13 protein-coding genes and 1 pseudogene are annotated in these 16,804 nt (G+C 73.6%); 4 read left to right on the top strand and 10 right to left on the bottom strand.

Features of this window, described 5'->3' with window-relative positions:
• Nucleotides 1-225 precede the first annotated feature (225 nt).
• Nucleotides 226-2,565, top strand: coding sequence for a DEAD/DEAH box helicase (locus tag ACWCYY_RS30980; RefSeq protein WP_449797903.1), 2,340 nt, complete (start codon nt 226-228; stop codon nt 2,563-2,565).
• A gap of 284 nt (nt 2,566-2,849) precedes the next feature.
• On the opposite strand, the pseudogene ACWCYY_RS30985 reads toward ACWCYY_RS30980, so the two are convergent.
• The 8 genes and pseudogenes from ACWCYY_RS30985 to ssd all read right to left on the bottom strand — a co-directional run.
• Nucleotides 2,850-3,281, bottom strand: a pseudogene (locus ACWCYY_RS30985) (Rv3654c family TadE-like protein); the annotation flags it as partial.
• Nucleotides 3,269-3,625, bottom strand: coding sequence for a TadE family type IV pilus minor pilin (locus ACWCYY_RS30990; protein WP_449797904.1), 357 nt, complete (start codon nt 3,623-3,625; stop codon nt 3,269-3,271). The gene ACWCYY_RS30990 and the pseudogene ACWCYY_RS30985, both read right to left, overlap by 13 nt.
• A 121-nt stretch (nt 3,626-3,746) precedes the next feature.
• Complete coding sequence (locus ACWCYY_RS30995; protein WP_380149897.1) at nt 3,747-4,040, bottom strand: DUF4244 domain-containing protein; 294 nt, start codon at nt 4,038-4,040, stop codon at nt 3,747-3,749.
• A 108-nt stretch (nt 4,041-4,148) separates the two neighbouring features.
• Nucleotides 4,149-4,964, bottom strand: coding sequence for a type II secretion system F family protein (locus ACWCYY_RS31000; RefSeq protein WP_449797905.1), 816 nt, complete (start codon nt 4,962-4,964; stop codon nt 4,149-4,151).
• Nucleotides 4,961-6,016, bottom strand: a complete 1,056-nt coding sequence (locus tag ACWCYY_RS31005; protein ID WP_449797906.1) for a type II secretion system F family protein — start codon at nt 6,014-6,016, stop codon at nt 4,961-4,963. Before ACWCYY_RS31005 ends, ACWCYY_RS31000 begins: the two co-directional genes overlap by 4 nt.
• Complete coding sequence (locus tag ACWCYY_RS31010; protein WP_449797907.1) at nt 6,013-6,153, bottom strand: hypothetical protein; 141 nt, start codon at nt 6,151-6,153, stop codon at nt 6,013-6,015. The genes ACWCYY_RS31005 and ACWCYY_RS31010 overlap by 4 nt, the downstream gene beginning before the upstream one ends.
• Nucleotides 6,150-7,418: a TadA family conjugal transfer-associated ATPase gene (locus tag ACWCYY_RS31015; protein ID WP_449797908.1), complete on the bottom strand. Its 1,269-nt coding sequence runs from the start codon at nt 7,416-7,418 to the stop codon at nt 6,150-6,152. The genes ACWCYY_RS31010 and ACWCYY_RS31015 overlap by 4 nt, the downstream gene beginning before the upstream one ends.
• Before the next feature lie 221 nt (nt 7,419-7,639).
• On the bottom strand, nt 7,640-8,740 hold the full coding sequence (gene ssd, locus ACWCYY_RS31020) for a septum site-determining protein Ssd (RefSeq protein WP_345289607.1): 1,101 nt from the start codon (nt 8,738-8,740) through the stop codon (nt 7,640-7,642).
• Nucleotides 8,741-9,416: 676 nt separating this feature from the next.
• Here ssd and ACWCYY_RS31025 point away from each other — a divergent pair.
• Entirely contained in the window at nt 9,417-10,253 is an 837-nt protein-coding gene (locus ACWCYY_RS31025; protein WP_449797912.1) for an HAD family hydrolase, read from the top strand.
• Nucleotides 10,254-10,663: 410 nt separating this feature from the next.
• Here the strand turns inward: ACWCYY_RS31025 and ACWCYY_RS31030 are convergent, their stop codons facing one another.
• Nucleotides 10,664-11,560, bottom strand: a complete 897-nt coding sequence (locus tag ACWCYY_RS31030) for an oxidoreductase (RefSeq protein ID WP_449797909.1) — start codon at nt 11,558-11,560, stop codon at nt 10,664-10,666.
• Nucleotides 11,561-11,770: 210 nt separating this feature from the next.
• On the opposite strand from ACWCYY_RS31030, the gene ACWCYY_RS31035 reads away from it, so the two are divergent.
• On the top strand, nt 11,771-12,766 hold the full coding sequence (locus ACWCYY_RS31035; RefSeq protein ID WP_449797910.1) for an ATP-binding protein: 996 nt from the start codon (nt 11,771-11,773) through the stop codon (nt 12,764-12,766).
• Between the two features lie 367 nt (nt 12,767-13,133).
• Nucleotides 13,134-15,530, top strand: coding sequence for a SulP family inorganic anion transporter (locus ACWCYY_RS31040; protein ID WP_345286921.1), 2,397 nt, complete (start codon nt 13,134-13,136; stop codon nt 15,528-15,530).
• Between the two features lie 121 nt (nt 15,531-15,651).
• Here ACWCYY_RS31040 and ACWCYY_RS31045 read toward each other — a convergent pair whose 3' ends face one another.
• Nucleotides 15,652-16,200 (bottom strand): hypothetical protein, encoded by a 549-nt coding sequence (locus tag ACWCYY_RS31045; RefSeq protein WP_345286923.1) that lies wholly within the window; start codon nt 16,198-16,200, stop codon nt 15,652-15,654.
• Between the last annotated feature and the right edge of the window lie 604 nt (nt 16,201-16,804).

A 16,804-nucleotide genomic window follows, 5' to 3' on the forward strand; every position in this document is an offset into this window, starting at 1 on the left:
GAACCTCCAGCACCTTGCCTTGCTACGTCATTGCGATCCTCGGCCGGGTGGCCGCCACCGCTTGGTCGCAAGGCCGGGCACGGCACGGCCGCTGGTCTCGTGTACGAGCGCGGCGATGCAACCCTCGGCCATGCGGCCGTCACGGCTTCATTCAACCACCTGTGACCATGCCCGCACGATGGCTTGGCGCGATTCTCCGCCACGGCAGTGACACACTGGCTGCTCATGCCGCCCCGTCATCACCAGCCAGAGGCCCTGCTGACCACCCTGTCCACGAGCCGTGGCAGGGCTGACCGCCTCACCCATACGGAGCACATGGCAGCCCGGCCCGCCCGGTACGCACCGTGGCCGGAAGGCATCCGCCCCGAGATCGTGGCCGCTGCCGGGGAGCTCGGCATCACCGAGCCGTGGGCCCATCAGGCCGAGGCGATGGAATTGGCGCAATCCGGCCAAACTGTGGTGCTGGCCACAGGCACCGCCTCGGGCAAGTCGCTCGGCTACCTGGCGCCGGTGCTCAGCGAGCTGCTCAGCGGCACCGAGGCGCGCAACGGCCGCGGCGCCACCGCGCTCTACCTGGCACCGACCAAGGCCCTCGCCGCCGACCAGCGCCGCCGCGCGTCCGAACTCGCCCCCGGCCGGGTGCGGGCCGCCCTCTACGACGGGGACACCCCGTTCGAGGAACGCGAGTGGGTGCGCCAGTACGCCTCCTACGTCCTGACCAACCCCGACATGCTGCACCGGGGGATACTGCCCGCGCACCCGCGCTGGGCCTCCTTCCTCAAGACCCTGAAGTACGTGGTCATCGACGAGTGCCACACGTACCGCGGCGTCTTCGGCTCGCACGTCGCCCAGGTGCTGCGACGACTGCGACGGCTCTGCGCCCGCTACGGCTCCTCCCCCACCTTCCTGCTCGCCTCCGCCACCACCGCCGACCCCGCCGTCACCGCGCGGCGACTGACCGGGCTGCCGGCGGTGGCGGTGACCGAGGACGCCTCACCGCGCGGACCGCTGGTCTTCGCCCTCTGGGAGCCGCCGCTCACCGAGAACGTCGGCGAGCAGGGCGCCCCGGTGCGCCGCACCGCCACCGCCGAGGCCGGGTACCTGCTGACCGACCTGGTCGAACAGGGCACCCGCACGGTGGTCTTCGTCCGCTCACGGCGGGCCGCCGAACTGGTCGCCCTCCAGGCGCAGGAGCAGCTCGGCAACCCGCTGGCCTCCCGGGTCGCCGCCTACCGCGGCGGCTACCTGGCCGAGGAGCGCCGAGGGCTCGAACAGGCCCTGCACTCCGGCCGACTGCTCGGCCTGGCCTCCACTTCCGCACTCGAACTCGGCGTGGACGTTTCCGGTCTGGACGCCGTCCTGATGGCCGGCTATCCCGGCACCCGCGCCTCGCTCTGGCAGCAGGCCGGCCGGGCCGGACGTGAGGCCCAGGGCGCGCTCGCCGTGCTGATCGCCCGGGACGACCCGCTGGACACCTACCTGGTGCACCACCCGGAGGCCCTGTTCGACACCCCGGTGGAGGCCACCGTCCTCGACCCGGACAACCCGCACGTGCTCGCCCCGCACCTGTGCGCGGCCGCCGCCGAACTCCCGCTCGGCGCCGAGGACCTGACGCTGTTCGGACCGTCCGCGGAGCCGCTGCTGCCGGTGCTGGAGAAGCGCGGCCTGCTCCGGCGCCGGACGGACGGCTCCTGGTACTGGACCCGCCGGGAGCGGGCCGCCGATGCCGTGGACCTGAGGGGCAGCGGCGGCAACCCCGTGCAGATCGTGGAGGGTTCGACCGGCCGGCTGCTCGGCACCGTGGACGCGGCCGCCGCCCACACCACCGTGCACACCGGAGCGGTACACCTCCACCAGGGCCGTACCTACCTGGTGCAGGACCTCGACCTGGAGACCTCGGTCGCCCTGGTCGAACCGGCCGACCCGCCCTACACCACCTCCGCCAGGGACATCACCTCCATCTCCGTGCTCTCCACCGACACCACCCTCGAATGGGGCGAGGCCCGGCTCTGCTTCGGTTCGGTGGAGGTGGTCAACCAGGTGGTCGGATACCTGCGCAAGCGCATCTCCACCGGCGAGGTCCTGGGTGAGAGCAAGCTCGACCTCCCGCCCAGGACCCTGCGCACCCGGGCCGTCTGGTGGTCCGTCACCGAGGACCAACTGCTCGACGCCGTCATCCCGTTCGACCAACTCCCGGGCGCCGCCCACGCGGCGGAGCACGCCTCGATCGGCCTCCTCCCGCTCTTCGCGACCTGCGACCGCTGGGACATCGGCGGGGTCTCGGTGCCGCTGCACCCGGACACCGGTCTGCCGACGGTCTTCGTGTACGACGGCCACTCGGGCGGGGCCGGCTTCGCCGAGCGCGGCTTCCACGGCGCCGAACAGTGGCTCACCGCGACCCGCGAGGCCATCGCGGCCTGTGAGTGCGAGCGGGGGTGCCCGTCGTGCGTGCAGTCCCCGAAGTGCGGCAACGGGAACGACCCGCTGGACAAGGCGGCGGCAGTTCGGCTGCTGGACGTCCTGTTGGCGGGGGCCCCTGGGCGGCAGGTCTCGAAGGACGGTTGACGCTCTGACAGCTCGTTGCCGCAGGCAGCTCGGCCCCCTGTGGTGCGGGCGGCAACCGAGGGCACCGGGGCGGGGTCAGTGGCGGTGCCGGGAGCAACGGTGACGGGCTCAACCGGTGCGGACTCGAGCAGGAGTGGCACGCCCGGAAGAGCCTCGGCAGGAAGGGGCACGCCTGGAAAAGGCTCGGCCGACAGAGGTTCGGCCGACAGGTGCTCGGCCGACAGGTGCTCGACGGCGGTACTGCCGACCGCGTCGTTGCCCCAGGCCCACACCGGCCCCGCCCTCGACCGCGACCGCGCGGGGCCGACGGGCCAGGGGACGCCCGAGATCGGGACCTCCACCACCACGTCCACCGCGTCGATGCTCTCGTGCACCTCACAGCTCACCAGCCGCGCCCGGTGCTCACCGGCGATCCGGGCCGCTCGACCGCAGCCACCGTCCTCGTCGACCATGAGGTGCCCGGCGGCGGCCAGCGCCGCCAGATCGGCGGCCGAATCCGCCCGGTGCCTGGCGGCCACCACCGCGCCCACCGCCAGGCTGGCGGCGAAGACGGCGCAACCGAGCATCGCCAGCGAGACCAGCCAGATCGTCGCCGAGCCCCGATCCCCCGCCCCGCGACGATCGAGCGTCCTCCCCTCGTCACCAGCACCGTTGACGCCCGAACGTGCGTCACCCCTCGGCAGTCCGCACCTCCTGGCGACCTTCAGGCCGGCCATGGCCCACCACCGCCCTCCGCGCCAATCACGTCCTCCCGGGCCGCCGCCGCCTCGGCGTGCAGCCGGACGGACAGCATCCCGCCGAGCCGCCCGGGGGCCGGGCTCGGGGCTTCGACGGTGACCCGGACGGCCTCCCCGCCGACCGAGACCGAGACGCTGGCTCCAGGCGGCGCAGCGGCCCGGGCCAACCCCGCCGCACCTCCGTCTCCCCGAGCGGCCGCCCGTGCGCCGATCCGGGCGGCATCCACGCACTTGATCTGAGCCGCCGCCGTGACAACGCCCCAGACCAGCAACGCCACCAGGAAGACGAGGGCCGGCAGGGCGACCGCCGTCTCGGCCGTCACGAATCCGCGGTCCGCCCGCCGCCGGCGCCCGCGCGGTGTGTCCGGCCCACCCGGCCACCGCGTCCCGGCGCCGTGCTCACCCCGGGCGGGCGGGACCTGCCCGCCCGGGGCCGATGCCTCGTCAGACGGCATGGAGCGCACGGTCGAGCAGCTCGCTGATGGCGCCCGAGACCGCTCCGCTGGTCACGACCTTGTACAGCAGGGCGGCGAACCCGCAGGCCGCCACCGTCCCCACGGCGTACTCGGCCGTGGTCATTCCGGCATCGCCCCGGGCCGTCCGCAAGCGACGGATGCGGACGGTCAGCCACCTCCGCCGTCGGCGCATCAGCACCCGGATCCGACGGCTCTCGCCGAGCGGGCGGCGGGCACGGACCTCGCGGTAGGGGTGAGCGTTTCGGGCAACACGTACCGTCATGGCAGAACTCCTCTGTCGACAGGGATGGTTGGAAGACGTCAAGAAGGCGTTGAGGGGAGCGGTGGAGGGAGCGACGGAGTACGAGAGCTGCGCCTCGTTCCCGCAAGCTCAGACCCGTGCCGCGAAGAGCGAGGTCAGGCCCATCACCACAGGCACCACCCCCACCAGTACGAAGGCAGGGAGGAAACAGACACCGAGCGGTGCGGTGGCGAGAACTCCGGCCCGCCGCACCCGGGCGTGGGCCGCGCGAGAGGCGGTGGCCCGGTGGGCGTGTGCCAGGCCGGTCAGCGGGGCGGTGGGCGGGGCTCCGCTGATGCTCGTTCGGACCAGGCAGCGGGCCAGCGGAGCGAGCGAGGGGCAGTCGGCTCCGAGGCGCTCCCAGCACACCTCGGGCGGCGCGCCGAGCGTCAACTCGGAGGCCACCGCGGCCAGCCGTCCGCTCATGGGCTCGTCCACGCTCTCGGCGACGGCCGCCGCGGCGGTGGCCGGGGAGCTGCTGGCGCCGAGGCAGGCAGCCAGCAGCTCGGCCGTGAGCGGGAGTTGGCGGGTGAGGCGGTCCTGCTCGACGGCGGCCCGGCGAGTGGCCGGGGACCGGACCCGTGGCAGCCACCTGCGTGCCGCCAGCCCCGTGAGCAGCCCCGCCACCAGGCCGGCCTGTCCGCCCACCAACACCAGTGCGAGCAGCCCCGCCACCACCGGCACCACCCGCTCCAGCAGTACTGCCCTACCGACCCCGCGTGCGGCCAGGGCCCTGCCGAGACGTCCGCCGCCCCGCCGCCGGACGCGCCGACTCCCGGTCGAACGCTGCCACTTCCTGATCCGCCGCCGCACCATCCAGCCCCGGAGAGCCTGCACGGCTCCGCCACCGACCGTGGCCGCCGCCAGACCGCCGAACACCAGCGGCAGCACCAACTCCCGCCTCACCAGGCCGCCTCGGCCTGTACCGGCAGGGCGTTCCGCCCGACCCACCGGTCCTGTGCGCCGCCGACGGCCCCGGTCCGGGAGATGCCGCACCGCCCCCACTCCCCTCCCGGGTCTCCGGCCCCTCCCACCTCAACCGCCTCCCCATCGGCGGCAGCACGCCTCCTGCGCTCCCGTCGGCCCGGCGCGTCCTCGGCGGCCGTGACGATCCTGGCCGTCCACGCCAGACCGGCCGCCTCCAGCAGCGCGCCGGCGATCAGGCAGGCCAGGCCGGCAGGAGTGTGCAGCAGGATGCGGACCGGGTCCGCGCCGAGCGCGGCACCGAGCATCAGGCCGACCAGGGGCAGGGCTGCCAGCACGGCGATGGTGGTCCTCGGCCCCGCCAGCTCTCCGGTGATCTCCTCAACCAGTGCGCGCTCCGCCCGTAGCGCGTCGGCGAGTTGGTCGAGCCCGGGGGCGAGCCCGGTGCCGCTCTCCGCCGTGACCTGCCAGCAGGCGGCAAGCGCCGCCGCGCCCCTGCCACCGGGCAGTTCGGCGATCAGGCGCAGCGCCGCCGGAACGTCGGCCCCGTACCTCCCGGCCGTCAGCCGTGCTGCGGGCTCGGCGCCCAGCCCGTCCCTCAACGCCGAGGGACGGCTCATCACGATGGCCAGAGCCTGACCCGCCGTCGCACCGCTGCGCAGCTCCGCGGCCAGCCCCTCGCAGAGCTCGATCACCGCCGAGGCCCGGCGTCGGGCCTCGGCCGCCCTGCGGCGCCTTGCCCGCCAACGTCGCAGGGGCACCACCCCCGCCACGGCCAGCAACACCGGCACCGGCGAGCCGGTGAGCTGTCCGGCCGCCAACCCGGCCGGGGCCAAGAAGAGTTCGACCACCAGCCAGCGGGGCTTGGCCGTGGTGAGCGTCACCATCCGGCCACGGAGGCCACCGTCCTCCACCGCCGCCCCGAGCAGGGCCCGAGCGCGGAGGGCCACCTTGGCCCGCCGCCGCAGGCCCAGCCAGAGGCCGGCCGCAACCCCTCCAGCCCCGACGGCCACCAGAATGTGACCGGGCGTCATGTCGGCTCCCTCGTGTCACGGGCGGCCCCACATCCCTCCAGGACCACCCGGGGGCCGCTCCGCAGCAGGCACCACGCCGCCACCGCGATCCCGCAGAGCGCCAGCACCCAGACCAGCTCCATCTGCCGCAGGCTCACCGCGCCACCTCCGCCGACTCCGGCGTCGCATCGACGGCTTCGGCTCGCACCCGGGTCGCGTCCGCGGCCCCGGCCCCCGCTGCGGCCCCGTCCGGCAACACCGCCGGGTCCGGCAGCCCGACGCCCCGCTCCGCACAGCGGCGCCGCAGCCGCTCCCATCCAGGCCCCGGCAGGACCTCCCCCTGGGCCGTGAACGTCACGGCCGGGACGGTCACCGCGAGCCCCCGTTCGTCGCCGACCAGCATGTGCAACTCGGCCACCCTCCGCCGACCGGTCCGCTGATCCCGGACCAGGTGGATCACCACGTCCAGCGCCGCCCGGAGTTGGCTGTGGAGGGACAGTCGGTCGAGCCCGGCCTGAGAACCGAGCGCCTCCAGCCGGGCCGGGACGTCCGTCGCGGTGTTGGCGTGCACCGTGCCGCAGCCGCCCTCGTGACCGGTGTTGAGCGCGGAGAGCAGATCGACCACCTCCTCGCCCCGGACCTCCCCGACCACCACTCGGTCGGGTCGCATCCGCAGGGCCTGGCGCACCAGGTCCTTGAGGGTCAGCTCGCCGAGGCCCTCCTGGTTCGGCGGCCTGCTCTGGAGCCGGACGACGTGCGGGTGGTCGGGGCGGAGCTCCGCCGAGTCCTCGGCCAGCACGATCCGCTCCTCGGGCCCGACCAGGCCGAGCAGGGCGGCGAGGAGCGTGGTCTTGCCGGTGCCCGTCCCGCCGGAGATCAACAGGGAGAGCCGGGCCCGCAGCACGGCGCGGAGCAGCTCGGCACCTGCCGGGGCCAGCGCTCCGCCGGCCACCAACTCGTCCAGGGTGAACGGGCGGGTGCGGCAGATCCGGAGTGAGATGTGGGTGCAGCCGGCGGCGATCGGGGGCAGCACGGCGTGCAGCCGGGTCCCGTCCGGCAGGCGGGCGTCGACCCAGGGCCGGGCGTCGTCGAGGCGACGGCCGGCGGCCGTGGCCAGGCGGTGGGCCAGCCGCCGCACCGCCTCGGCGTCGGTGAAGCGGACCTCGGGGACCCGTCGCAGCCCCGCTCCCCGGTCGACCCACACCTCGTCAGGTCCGTTGACCAGGACGTCCGTCACCTCCGGCTCACCGAGCAGACCGTCCAGCGGCCCGGCACCGACGAGCTCGGAGCGCAGCACCCTGACCGCATCCAGGACGTCGTCCCCGCCCAGGGGCGGCCGGGCGGCCCGCAGCGCAGCCGCCACCGATCCGGCGGTGGGCGCGGCCCCGGCCTCGGCCAGCCGGATCCTGACCGCGTCGATCAACGCGGCCGCCCGGTCGTCCGTCGGCCGCCGCGGAGCCGAGGGGCCACCCGCACCACTGCGGGGCCCACCTCCGGGGAAGCCGTCCCCCGGGCCCGTGCGCTGCCGACCGATCAACGGCCGCCGCACCGGACCGGCCCCGAGGCCCCGGCCCTCCCCTCCGGGCGGTCGGCTCCGCCCCGCAGCCGCCTCGCCGGGCCACTGCGACTCACTCTGACGATCCGTCACTGTGCTCCTCCTTCGAGTGCCTGGACGGGCGGCATGGCCTCGGCCAGGAAACGTGTGCAGAACCGGGCCAGCGGGCCCCGCTCGCGTATGCCGGGCGGCGAGCCCCGCTCGACGTCCACCGTCAGGCCCGGCTCGGGCGGCAACTCGCCCGCCAGCCGCATCCGGAGCCCCCGGGCCACCTCCGCCCCCGTCAGCCCGGCCGGGCCAGGCACCCGGACCACGGCGCGCAGGTCGTCGAGCCTCATCCGGACGGCGGCCGCGACCCGGTCGGCCGCCGCCATCGCGCGCAGCTCGGCGGGTACCACCAGCAGCCCGGTGTCGGACTGTTCGAGGGCCTGCCCGGCGGCCGGGTCGAGGTGGCGCGGCAGGTCGAGCACCACCAGGCCTCCCCGTCTCCGGGCGGCCGCCAGCACGCTGCGCATGGCCTCCGGAGGAACGGTCAGGACGTCCCCGCGGTCCCAGGACAGGGCCGTCAGGCGGTGCAGGGCCGGCAGGGCCTTGGCCAGCTCGGTGCCGCTGACCCGGCCCCGGGAGCCGGCCAGATCGGGCCAGCGCAGGCCGCTGGCCTCCTCTCCCCCGAGCAGCACGTCCAACCCGCCGCCCAGCGGGTCGGCGTCGATCAGCATGGTGCGGTGGCCGGAGCGGGCGGCCGTGACGGCGAGGGCGCAGGCCAGGGTGGAGGCACCGGCCCCGCCCCGGCCACCGAGCACCGCCACGGTGAGGGCCGGGGTGCCGACGCCCTCGGCCGCGTCGGCGATCCGGTCGAGCAGCCAGGTCTGCGCGTCGGGCAGGAAGAGGACGTGTTCGGCTCCGAGTTGGACCGCGCGGACCCAGACGTCGGAGTCGTCGAGGTCCAGCCCCAGCAGCAGCACCCCGGCCCGCCTGGTCAGCCCGGTGCAGCGCTCGGCGAGGTCGTCGCCGACCAGGACCAGCGGAGCCTTCTCCCAGAGGCTCCGGGGCGGTGGTGCCACCGGGAACAGCTGCGGGTCGGTGCCGGCTGCCGCGCAGAGCCTCAGCAGGTGCTCCGTGAGGGTCTCGTCCTCGGTGACGATCAACGGCCCGGGCAGGGCCGGCCGTTCGGTGGTGGGCGTCGACATGGCTGCCTCCCCGGCGTGGTCCGGTCGGGCGGCACCCGACCGGACTCCACGGTGCGGGTGAACGAACGGCCCGTCAGTTCCCGCCCGATTGCCTGTGGACAACTCGGGGCTGTGGATAAGCGGGTTCACTCACACGGGGGGTGATTGCGCAATGAATTGACACGGACGACGTCACGGAGAAGATCCGGAAGCTTTCGAACAGTGGCAATGGGGGCCGGTTAGCCATGGCATAACCGCAGCCCGGGATCAACACGCAGAGTGACGAAGTCGTGTCGGCGAGCAGCCCGTCAGCAGGCGCTCCAGCATCGGACGAAGATCCCCCACGACCACCCCCGAGGGCCCGTCAGGCCCGCAAAATGGCCCCGGACGTGCGACGACCCCCGCCGGGGGGGAGAGCGGGGGTCGTCTATCCACGGTCCGACTCGGGGGGGAGGAGCCGGACCGGGTTAGCACGGTCGCGAACGATCCGTGACTTCCATGGTGTACCCGAAGGCCCAGAAACACAAACCCGCACGCTCGCGAGTACGCCATATGGCGGGGTGTTTCACCCGGCCATCTATCCTCTGATCCCGTGGACACCACCGAGAACGCCGACACCGCCGACCACGGCGAGAACTCCGCCCCCGCTCCGACCCCGGGCGCCGACGCCCGCGCCCCGGAATCCGCCGCTCCGGCGGTGCCCGCCCGTCCGTTCGGAACGACGCGCACGGCCGCGTTCTTCGACCTGGACAAGACGATCATCGCCAAGTCCAGCGCCCTGGCGTTCAGCCGACCGTTCTACCAGGGCGGCCTGATCAACCGTCGCGCCGTCCTCAAGAGCGCCTACGCGCAGTTCCTGTTCCTGGCCGGCGGCGCCGACCACGACCAGATGGAGCGGATGCGCGAGTACCTCTCGGCCCTCACCAAGGGCTGGAACGTGCAGCAGGTGCGCGAGATCGTCGCCGAGACCCTGCACGGGATGATCGACCCGATCATCTACGACGAGGCCGCCTCGCTGATCGAGCAGCACCACCAGGCGGGCCGCGACGTGGTGATCGTCAGCAGTTCCGGTTCCGAGGTCGTCGAGCCGATCGGCCAACTGCTGGGCGCCGACCACGTGATCGCAACCAGGCTGCAGGTCGAGGAAGGCCGCTACACCGGCGAGATCGAGTACTACGCCTACGCCGAGACCAAGGCCGAGGCGATCCGCGAGCTGGCCGGCCGCGAGGGCTACGACCTGGCCAACTCCTACGCGTACAGCGACTCCTCGACCGACCTGCCACTGCTGGAGGCGGTCGGCCACCCCTCTGCGGTGAACCCGGACCGGGCCCTGCGCAAGGAGGCCGTGGCCCGCGACTGGCCGGTGCTCCGCTTCGAGCGGCCGGTCGAACTCCGCCGCCGCCTCCCGGAGTTCGGCGCCCCGAGCCGCCCCGCCCTGCTGGCCGTCGCCCTCGGTACCGCGGCCCTGACCGCCGGACTGCTCTGGTACGCGGCCAAGCGCCGCCGCCCGGGCGGCGGACACCCGACGGCCTGAGCCGATCCGGACAGTCAACCAAAACGGACAAAGGGTAAAGAAGGCCCCGTTTCGGGTTCCCCTTTGCCCCGAATCGCGGTAGAAATGACTTACGGCCCGCGAGACCCGGTCAGGACCCAGGAAGGTCAAACCGACAACGCACATCAAGGCCCCACGGACCGCGTGCAGATAACTGAGCACCCACATGCAGCCGACCCGCTGTCGGGCCGCCGCACCAGGTGAACGGGCAGGAGATCCCCACCTGATGGGCACTAAACGGTGCATGCTTGGTCACCCGGTACCTGTACCAGCGGCGGCGCCCGGAAGCATCAGGCGCCGCCGCAACTACGTTCCCGGCACGGTCGACTGAGCCACCGTCAGACCGGTTCAGCTCCGGGCAGCATCACCCGGGCGCACATGCACCGCCCCGGTCAGACCATCCCTCGCTGCATGGCCTCGCAGACCGCGGTGCTCTCCCGGACGCCCAGCAGGGCCGCCCGGCCGCAGTGGGCGATCCACGCCGCCATGCCGTCCGCGGTGCCGCTCGAGTACCCCAACAGAGCCTCCTGGTACGCCGCGGTGCCCAGTTCCGCCAGGCCCACCTCGGCCGGGCAGATCGCCTTCGGGTCCAGGCCTTCGGCGATCATCACGATGCGCTGCGCGGCGCGCGCGACGACACCGTTGTGGGAGGCGAAGGGCCGCAGGGCGAGCAGCTCGCCGTGCACCACGGAGGCCACCACGAGCGCGGGCGCGCCCGACCCGGGGGTGCGGTCCGCACGGGCGACGAGCAACTGCGCCAGCTGGTCCAGCCGGGCGGCCGCCTCTGCGGCGGGGGGCGCGGGCGGCAACTGGCCGCTGAAGGGCGGGCCGTCCACCGCCGCTCCCTCCACCGCCTTGAGCTCGAGCGGGAAGAGCTCCTCAGCCGCCTCGCCGTCGCGGCGCGGACGGCCGGCCCGGTCCGCCGGGGTGCCCTCACCCGTCGCGAGCAGATGGAGGCGGGCGAGCACCTGGAGCGGCGAGTGCCGCCAGACGCTGAGCAGCTGTCCGGCCTCGGCGGAGACCCGCAGGGCACCACCCACCACGCGGGCCTGCTCGTCGGCCCCGAAGTCGCTCCGGCGGCGGACCTCCTCCAGCGGCCAGTCCGCTCCGTCCAGCGCCGCCGAGGCCCGGGCCCCGCGCAGGGCCGACTCCGAGGTCACCTCGGCGGCCCGGCGGCGCATCGCGCGGTGCCCGTAGAGCCGGTCCGCGGCCTTGCGCACCTCCGCGACGGCCTCGGGGACTCCGGGGAGGACGGCCAGCGGGGCGAGGGGATCAGTTCCAGTGGTCACCTACCCGAGGGTAATGAACCCACCCCCCAGGACTCCACAGCAACCCCGCCATCACCCGTTCGAGGCAATCCGCACGACCAGCCCTCCCCCGCCCCTGCGGCCTCGCTAGCATGGCGCCTATCGGTGACGATAACGGTTACCAAGAAGGGCCGACCCAGAGATCCGGCCCCCAGCCAGCCCGAGAGTCAGCCCGAGAGCCGGAGTCCCAAGATGAAGATCGCCTTCGTGGGCAAGGGCGGAAGCGGCAAGACCACGCTGTCCGCACTGTTCATCCGCCACCTCGCCGCGGCGGGACGCCCGGTGATCGCCGTCGACGCCGACATCAACCAACACCTCGGTCCGGCCCTCGGCCTGACGGACGCTCAGGCCGCCGCGCTCCCCTCGCTCGGCGCGCACCTGCCCGAGATCAAGGAGTACCTGCGCGGGGAGAACCCGCTGATCCGCTCCGCGGAGGAGATGATCAAGACCACTCCGCCGGGCCGGGGCTCCCGACTGCTGCGGATCGTGGAGGAGAACCCGGTCTACGCCGCCTGCGCGCGGCCGGTGGCCCTGGACGAGGGCTCGGTCCGCCTGCTGGCCACCGGCGCGTTCGCCGAGGAGGACCTCGGCGTGGCCTGCTACCACTCCAAGGTCGGCGCGGTCGAGCTCCTGCTGAACCACCTGCAGGACGGCCCGGACGAGTACGTGGTGACGGACATGACCGCCGGCTCGGACTCCTTCGCCTCCGGCCTGTTCACCCGCTTCGACCTGACCTTCCTGATCGCCGAGCCCACCCGGAAGGGCGTCTCCGTCTACCGCCAGTACAAGGAGTACGCGCGGGACTTCGGGGTGGCGCTCCGGGTGGTGGGCAACAAGGTGCAGAGCCCGGACGACCTGGCCTTCCTCCGTCGCGAGGTCGGCGACGACCTGCTGGCCAGCTTCGGACAGTCGGACTGGGTGCGCCGCCTGGAGCAGGGCACGGAGCCCGCGCTGCGCGAACTGGAGCCCGCCAACCGCGCCGTGCTGGAGGTGCTGCGCGAGCAGGCCGACGGGGCGTTCGACGCCCGCGACCCCCAGCGGTACACCGAGCAGGCCGTCCACTTCCACCTGCGGAACGCGGAGAGCTGGGGCAACGCCAAGACCGGCGTCGACCTGGCCACCCAGGTGGACCGCGGCTTCACGCTCGGCCCGGCGCGGGCCGGCCGGCTGGATGCCGCAGGCGTCTGACGCACCGTCGGACCAGCAGTCGCACGCACGAGGGCGGCCCCACAGGGGCCGCCCTCGTCTGCTCTGCAGCCGGGCACGCCCCCGGCTGCGGCGCCGTCAGCGCTCCCGGCAGCGATCTCGGGCGCGAACTCTCCCATATTCCCGACTGGTTCGACTACTCCCCATTCGAGTGAATCCAACGCTCGGATCTACCACTCGATTTTACGCTGTGCAAAGCTCTCATTACTCTCGGTTTACCGAGTCTTGATAGTTCAAGGGTGGACACCACCATCCCCGCCACACCGTCGCGACCCACGACAGCCGATCCGATCCCCCGAGCACCACCCCGGACCTGACTGCGTTCGTTCCCCCGGAAAGACGGGCAACCATGACCCTCGACATCTCCTCCGCTCCCATCGCCTCCGACACCACCGACCACGCGCCGCCCCCCGCCGGGGCCCCTGCCCCGCGAGCCTCCCTCCTGCGGGACCTCCCGGCCTCCGTCGTGGTCTTCCTGATCGCCGTTCCGTTCTCCCTCGGCATCGCCCTGGCCACCGGCGCTCCGCTCACCGCCGGCCTGGTGGCCGCCGCCGTCGGCGGCCTGGTCGCCGGCGCGCTCGGCGGAGTGCCGCTGCAGGTGACCGGTCCGTCCGCCGCGCTGACCGTGGTCGTGGCCGGGCTGATCACCCAGTTCGGCTGGTCGCTGACCTGTGCGGTCGTGGTCGTCGCCGGCCTGCTCCAGCTGCTGCTGGGTTCCATCAAGGTGGCCCGGGCGGCACTCGCCGTCTCCCCCGCCATCGTGCACGGCATGCTCGCCGGCGTCGGCCTGACGATCGCCATCGCCCAACTCCACGTGGTGCTGGGCGGATCCCCGCAGAGCGCCGCCCTGGCCAACCTGATCGCGCTCCCCGGTCAGCTCTCCGCCGCCCACCTGCCCGCCCTCGCCGTCGGCGCGCTGGCGATCGTCCTGCTCTTCGGCTGGCCCCGGTTGAGCCGCCTCCCGGGACGGGCCGGGCGGATCGGCGCCCAGGCCACCAGGATCCCCGCCGCCCTGGTCGCGGTCGGCGCCGCCACCGGTCTGTCCGCGGTCCTCGGTCTGACCCTGGCCAAGGTCGAGCTCCCCACCTGGGAGCAGCACGGCATCGCGGCCCTGCCCTCCCTCTCGCTGCTGGAACAGCACTGGCCGACGCTGCTCGCCGCCGCCCTCACCATGACGGTCGTGGCCGGGGTGGAGTCGCTGCTCTCCGCCGTCGCGGTCGGCCGGATGGCCCCCGGTCCGATCGACCTCGACCGCGAGCTGCGCGGCCAGGGCATCGCCAACGTGGTCTCCGGCCTGCTCGGCGGCCTCCCGGTAGCCGGCGGCGCGGTCCGCTCCACCGCCAACATCCGCGCCGGGGCGACCAGTCGGTGGTCCTCCGTGCTGCACGGCGTATGGGTCCTGATCGCCGCGCTGACCCTGGCCACGGGCTTCCGGCACATCCCGCTGGCGGCACTCGCCGCGCTCGTCCTGGTGGTCGGCCTCCAGATGGTCAGCTTCGCGCACATCCGGCGGGTGCACCGGCACCGGGAGTTCCCGGTCTACCTAGTCACCGTGCTCGGCGTGGTGGTGATCGGCGTTCCGCTGGGCGTGCTGGTCGGCTGCGCGGTGGCGGGCGTGCTCGCCCTGCACCGGCTGACCAGGGCGCACGTGGACGTGCTGGCCGAGCCCGACGGCTCCTACACCATCCGCACCCACGGCCCGCTGACCTTCGCCGTGGTGCCCCGGCTCAGCCGGACACTGGCCGAGATCCCGCCCGGCACCGCCGTGACGGTCCGCCACGACGGCTCCTTCCTCGACCACGCCGCCTACGAGGAGATGCACACCTGGCGGGCGGGTCACCAGGCCGGCGGCGGGCGGGTCTCGATGCTGACGGAGCCCCACGAGGACGACGTGCTCGACCCCGACGGCACCGTGCGCTCCGGCAGCTCCCCCGGCCCGCACCGTTGCCGCGCCTGGACCCCGTGGGTCGGCCACCACTGCATCGAGCAGGCCGAGGACGATCCTCACGGGCGCCTGCTGGAGGGCGTGCGCGGCTTCCAGCAGCACACCGCCCCGCTGGTCCGCCCCGAGCTGGCCCGGCTGGCCCGTGAGGGCCAGACCCCCTCGCAGCTCTTCCTCACCTGCGCCGACTCCCGGCTGGTCACCAGCATGATCACCAGCAGCGGCCCGGGCGACCTCTTCACCGTGCGGAACGTGGGGAACCTGGTGCCCGCCCCCTACGAGCCCGGTGCTGCCGACGACTCGGTGGCCGCCGCCGTGCAGTACGCGGTCGAGGTGCTGGAGGTCCGCTCCATCACCATCTGCGGGCACTCGGGCTGCGGGGCGATGAAGGCCCTGCTGGACGGCGTGCACGAGCAGACCGGACCGCCCACCCCGCTCGCCCGCTGGCTGCGAAACGGCCGCGGCTCACTGGCCCGGCTGCGCCGGGTGCCCGCAGAGTTCGCCCACCGGCCGGTCAGCGACGAGGCGGAACAGCTCTGCATCACCAACGTGGTCCAGCAGTTGGACCAGCTGCTCGCCCATCCTTCGGTGGAGCGGAGGGTGGCCGAGGGCAGCCTCCGCCTGGTCGGGATGTACTTCGACTTCGCCGACGCCCAGGCCTACGTGCTCGATCCGGCGATCGGTCGCTTCGTCCCGGTCTCCGAGCGACAGCCCGGCGCTGACGACCCGTCGGACTCCCGGCGCCATGTGATCGTCGAGCACCCGTCCACCGAGGAGCTCGCGCCCCGGTCGCTCGCGGCCTGAGCGGCCCGCTCCCGGCAAGCCGGCCCGGCCTCGAACCGCTGCCCGGCGCCGCTCCACCCTCGCCCCGGCACGACCCGGGGCGAGGGAGGCACCGACAGGCCTCGAGCATCCGGCGAAACCCCTAGGCCAGGAGGTTGGCCAGGTCCGCCGGAGTCACGTACCCGGGCCAGCGACCGTCGGAGAAGAGGTGGACGCCGGCGTCCTGGTAGCACTGGTCGACCAGTTGGGAGCAGATCATGTGGCGGCTGTCCGCCACGTAGGCCCTGAGCAGCGGGCCGACCGGCAGGTGGAAGCGGTGCGCGGCCAGGGCGAAGTAGTCGGCCACGCTGTACGGGGTGCCGACGTACCCGAGAGCAGCGGCGACGATCGCCCTGCGCTGGTGGTCCGTCAGCGGGAAGCGACCGGTGGACCATCGGACCGGGCGGCCGTCGGTGTAGACCGAGAGGGGGCGCAGTTCGGCCCCGCCCGGCTGGGCCTCGACCAGCTCCTCGTTCCCCACGTAGACGAAGGCGTGCTCGAAGTCGGCGAAACCGTCGCCGTTGAGCCACTGTCCGATCCGGATCGCGCGGCCGCCCCGGCCACCCATCCGGACCACCGCGAAGTCGCCCGGGAGCGGCCGCACTTCGACGGCCGCGGCAGACCCGGGAGCCGGCCCGGGTCCAACGGTCACCGATTCGGAAGACACCTCGGAAGGAGCGCCGGAAGGAGCGTCGGATGACGGCTTGGAGAGGGGAGATGAGGGTTCGGTCGGCGGGACCGGTGCGGTGGGCATGGCTGTCCCCCTGCCACGGTGGGGAGCGGCCGACCCAGTGCCGGCCGGGCCCCGTCCGCTCTGACAGTGGAGTACCGGCCTGACGAGCCGTCAATGCCTTCCGCAGGCTCACCCCATCCGGTGCCGCCGCCATCTGACAGAGCCTGCGCCGATGTGTCCCCGCCTGCGGCCGCCGCCCCCGGAACCGCCCACCGCAGGCCGGAGGCCCGGAGCCTCCTCACCCCGCCCGGAATCCCCCGCACCCTGTGTCCACCCCCTGGTCACGCGCCGGTCAAAGGTCTACACCAATTAACGGGCGCCTCTTGTCAACATGCCGGTTCGCCTGGTGAGCTGTGCGCTGGGACACACGGGACAATCCCTCCGCACGGGGTTCCCCGCAGTATTGAGACTCGATGAGGAGTGCGCGTTGAGCAACGAGAGCCTGGCCAACCTGCTCAAGGAGGAGCGTCGCTTCGCGCCGCCCGCGGAGCTGGCGGCCAACGCGAACGTCACCGCGGCCGCG

It is taken from the genome of Kitasatospora sp. NPDC001664, from assembly GCF_053596675.1.

What these genes read in the sequence shown, in the direction of transcription:
- ACWCYY_RS30980 (WP_449797903.1), top strand. Translation starts at nt 226, where the DNA reads ATGCCGCCCCGTCATCACCAGCCAGAGGCCCTGCTGACCACCCTGTCC.
- ACWCYY_RS30995 (WP_380149897.1), bottom strand. Translation starts at nt 4,040, where the DNA reads ATGACGGTACGTGTTGCCCGAAACGCTCACCCCTACCGCGAGGTCCGT.
- ACWCYY_RS31005 (WP_449797906.1), bottom strand. Translation starts at nt 6,016, where the DNA reads ATGACGCCCGGTCACATTCTGGTGGCCGTCGGGGCTGGAGGGGTTGCG.
- ssd (WP_345289607.1), bottom strand. Translation starts at nt 8,740, where the DNA reads ATGTCGACGCCCACCACCGAACGGCCGGCCCTGCCCGGGCCGTTGATC.
- ACWCYY_RS31035 (WP_449797910.1), top strand. Translation starts at nt 11,771, where the DNA reads ATGAAGATCGCCTTCGTGGGCAAGGGCGGAAGCGGCAAGACCACGCTG.
- ACWCYY_RS31040 (WP_345286921.1), top strand. Translation starts at nt 13,134, where the DNA reads ATGACCCTCGACATCTCCTCCGCTCCCATCGCCTCCGACACCACCGAC.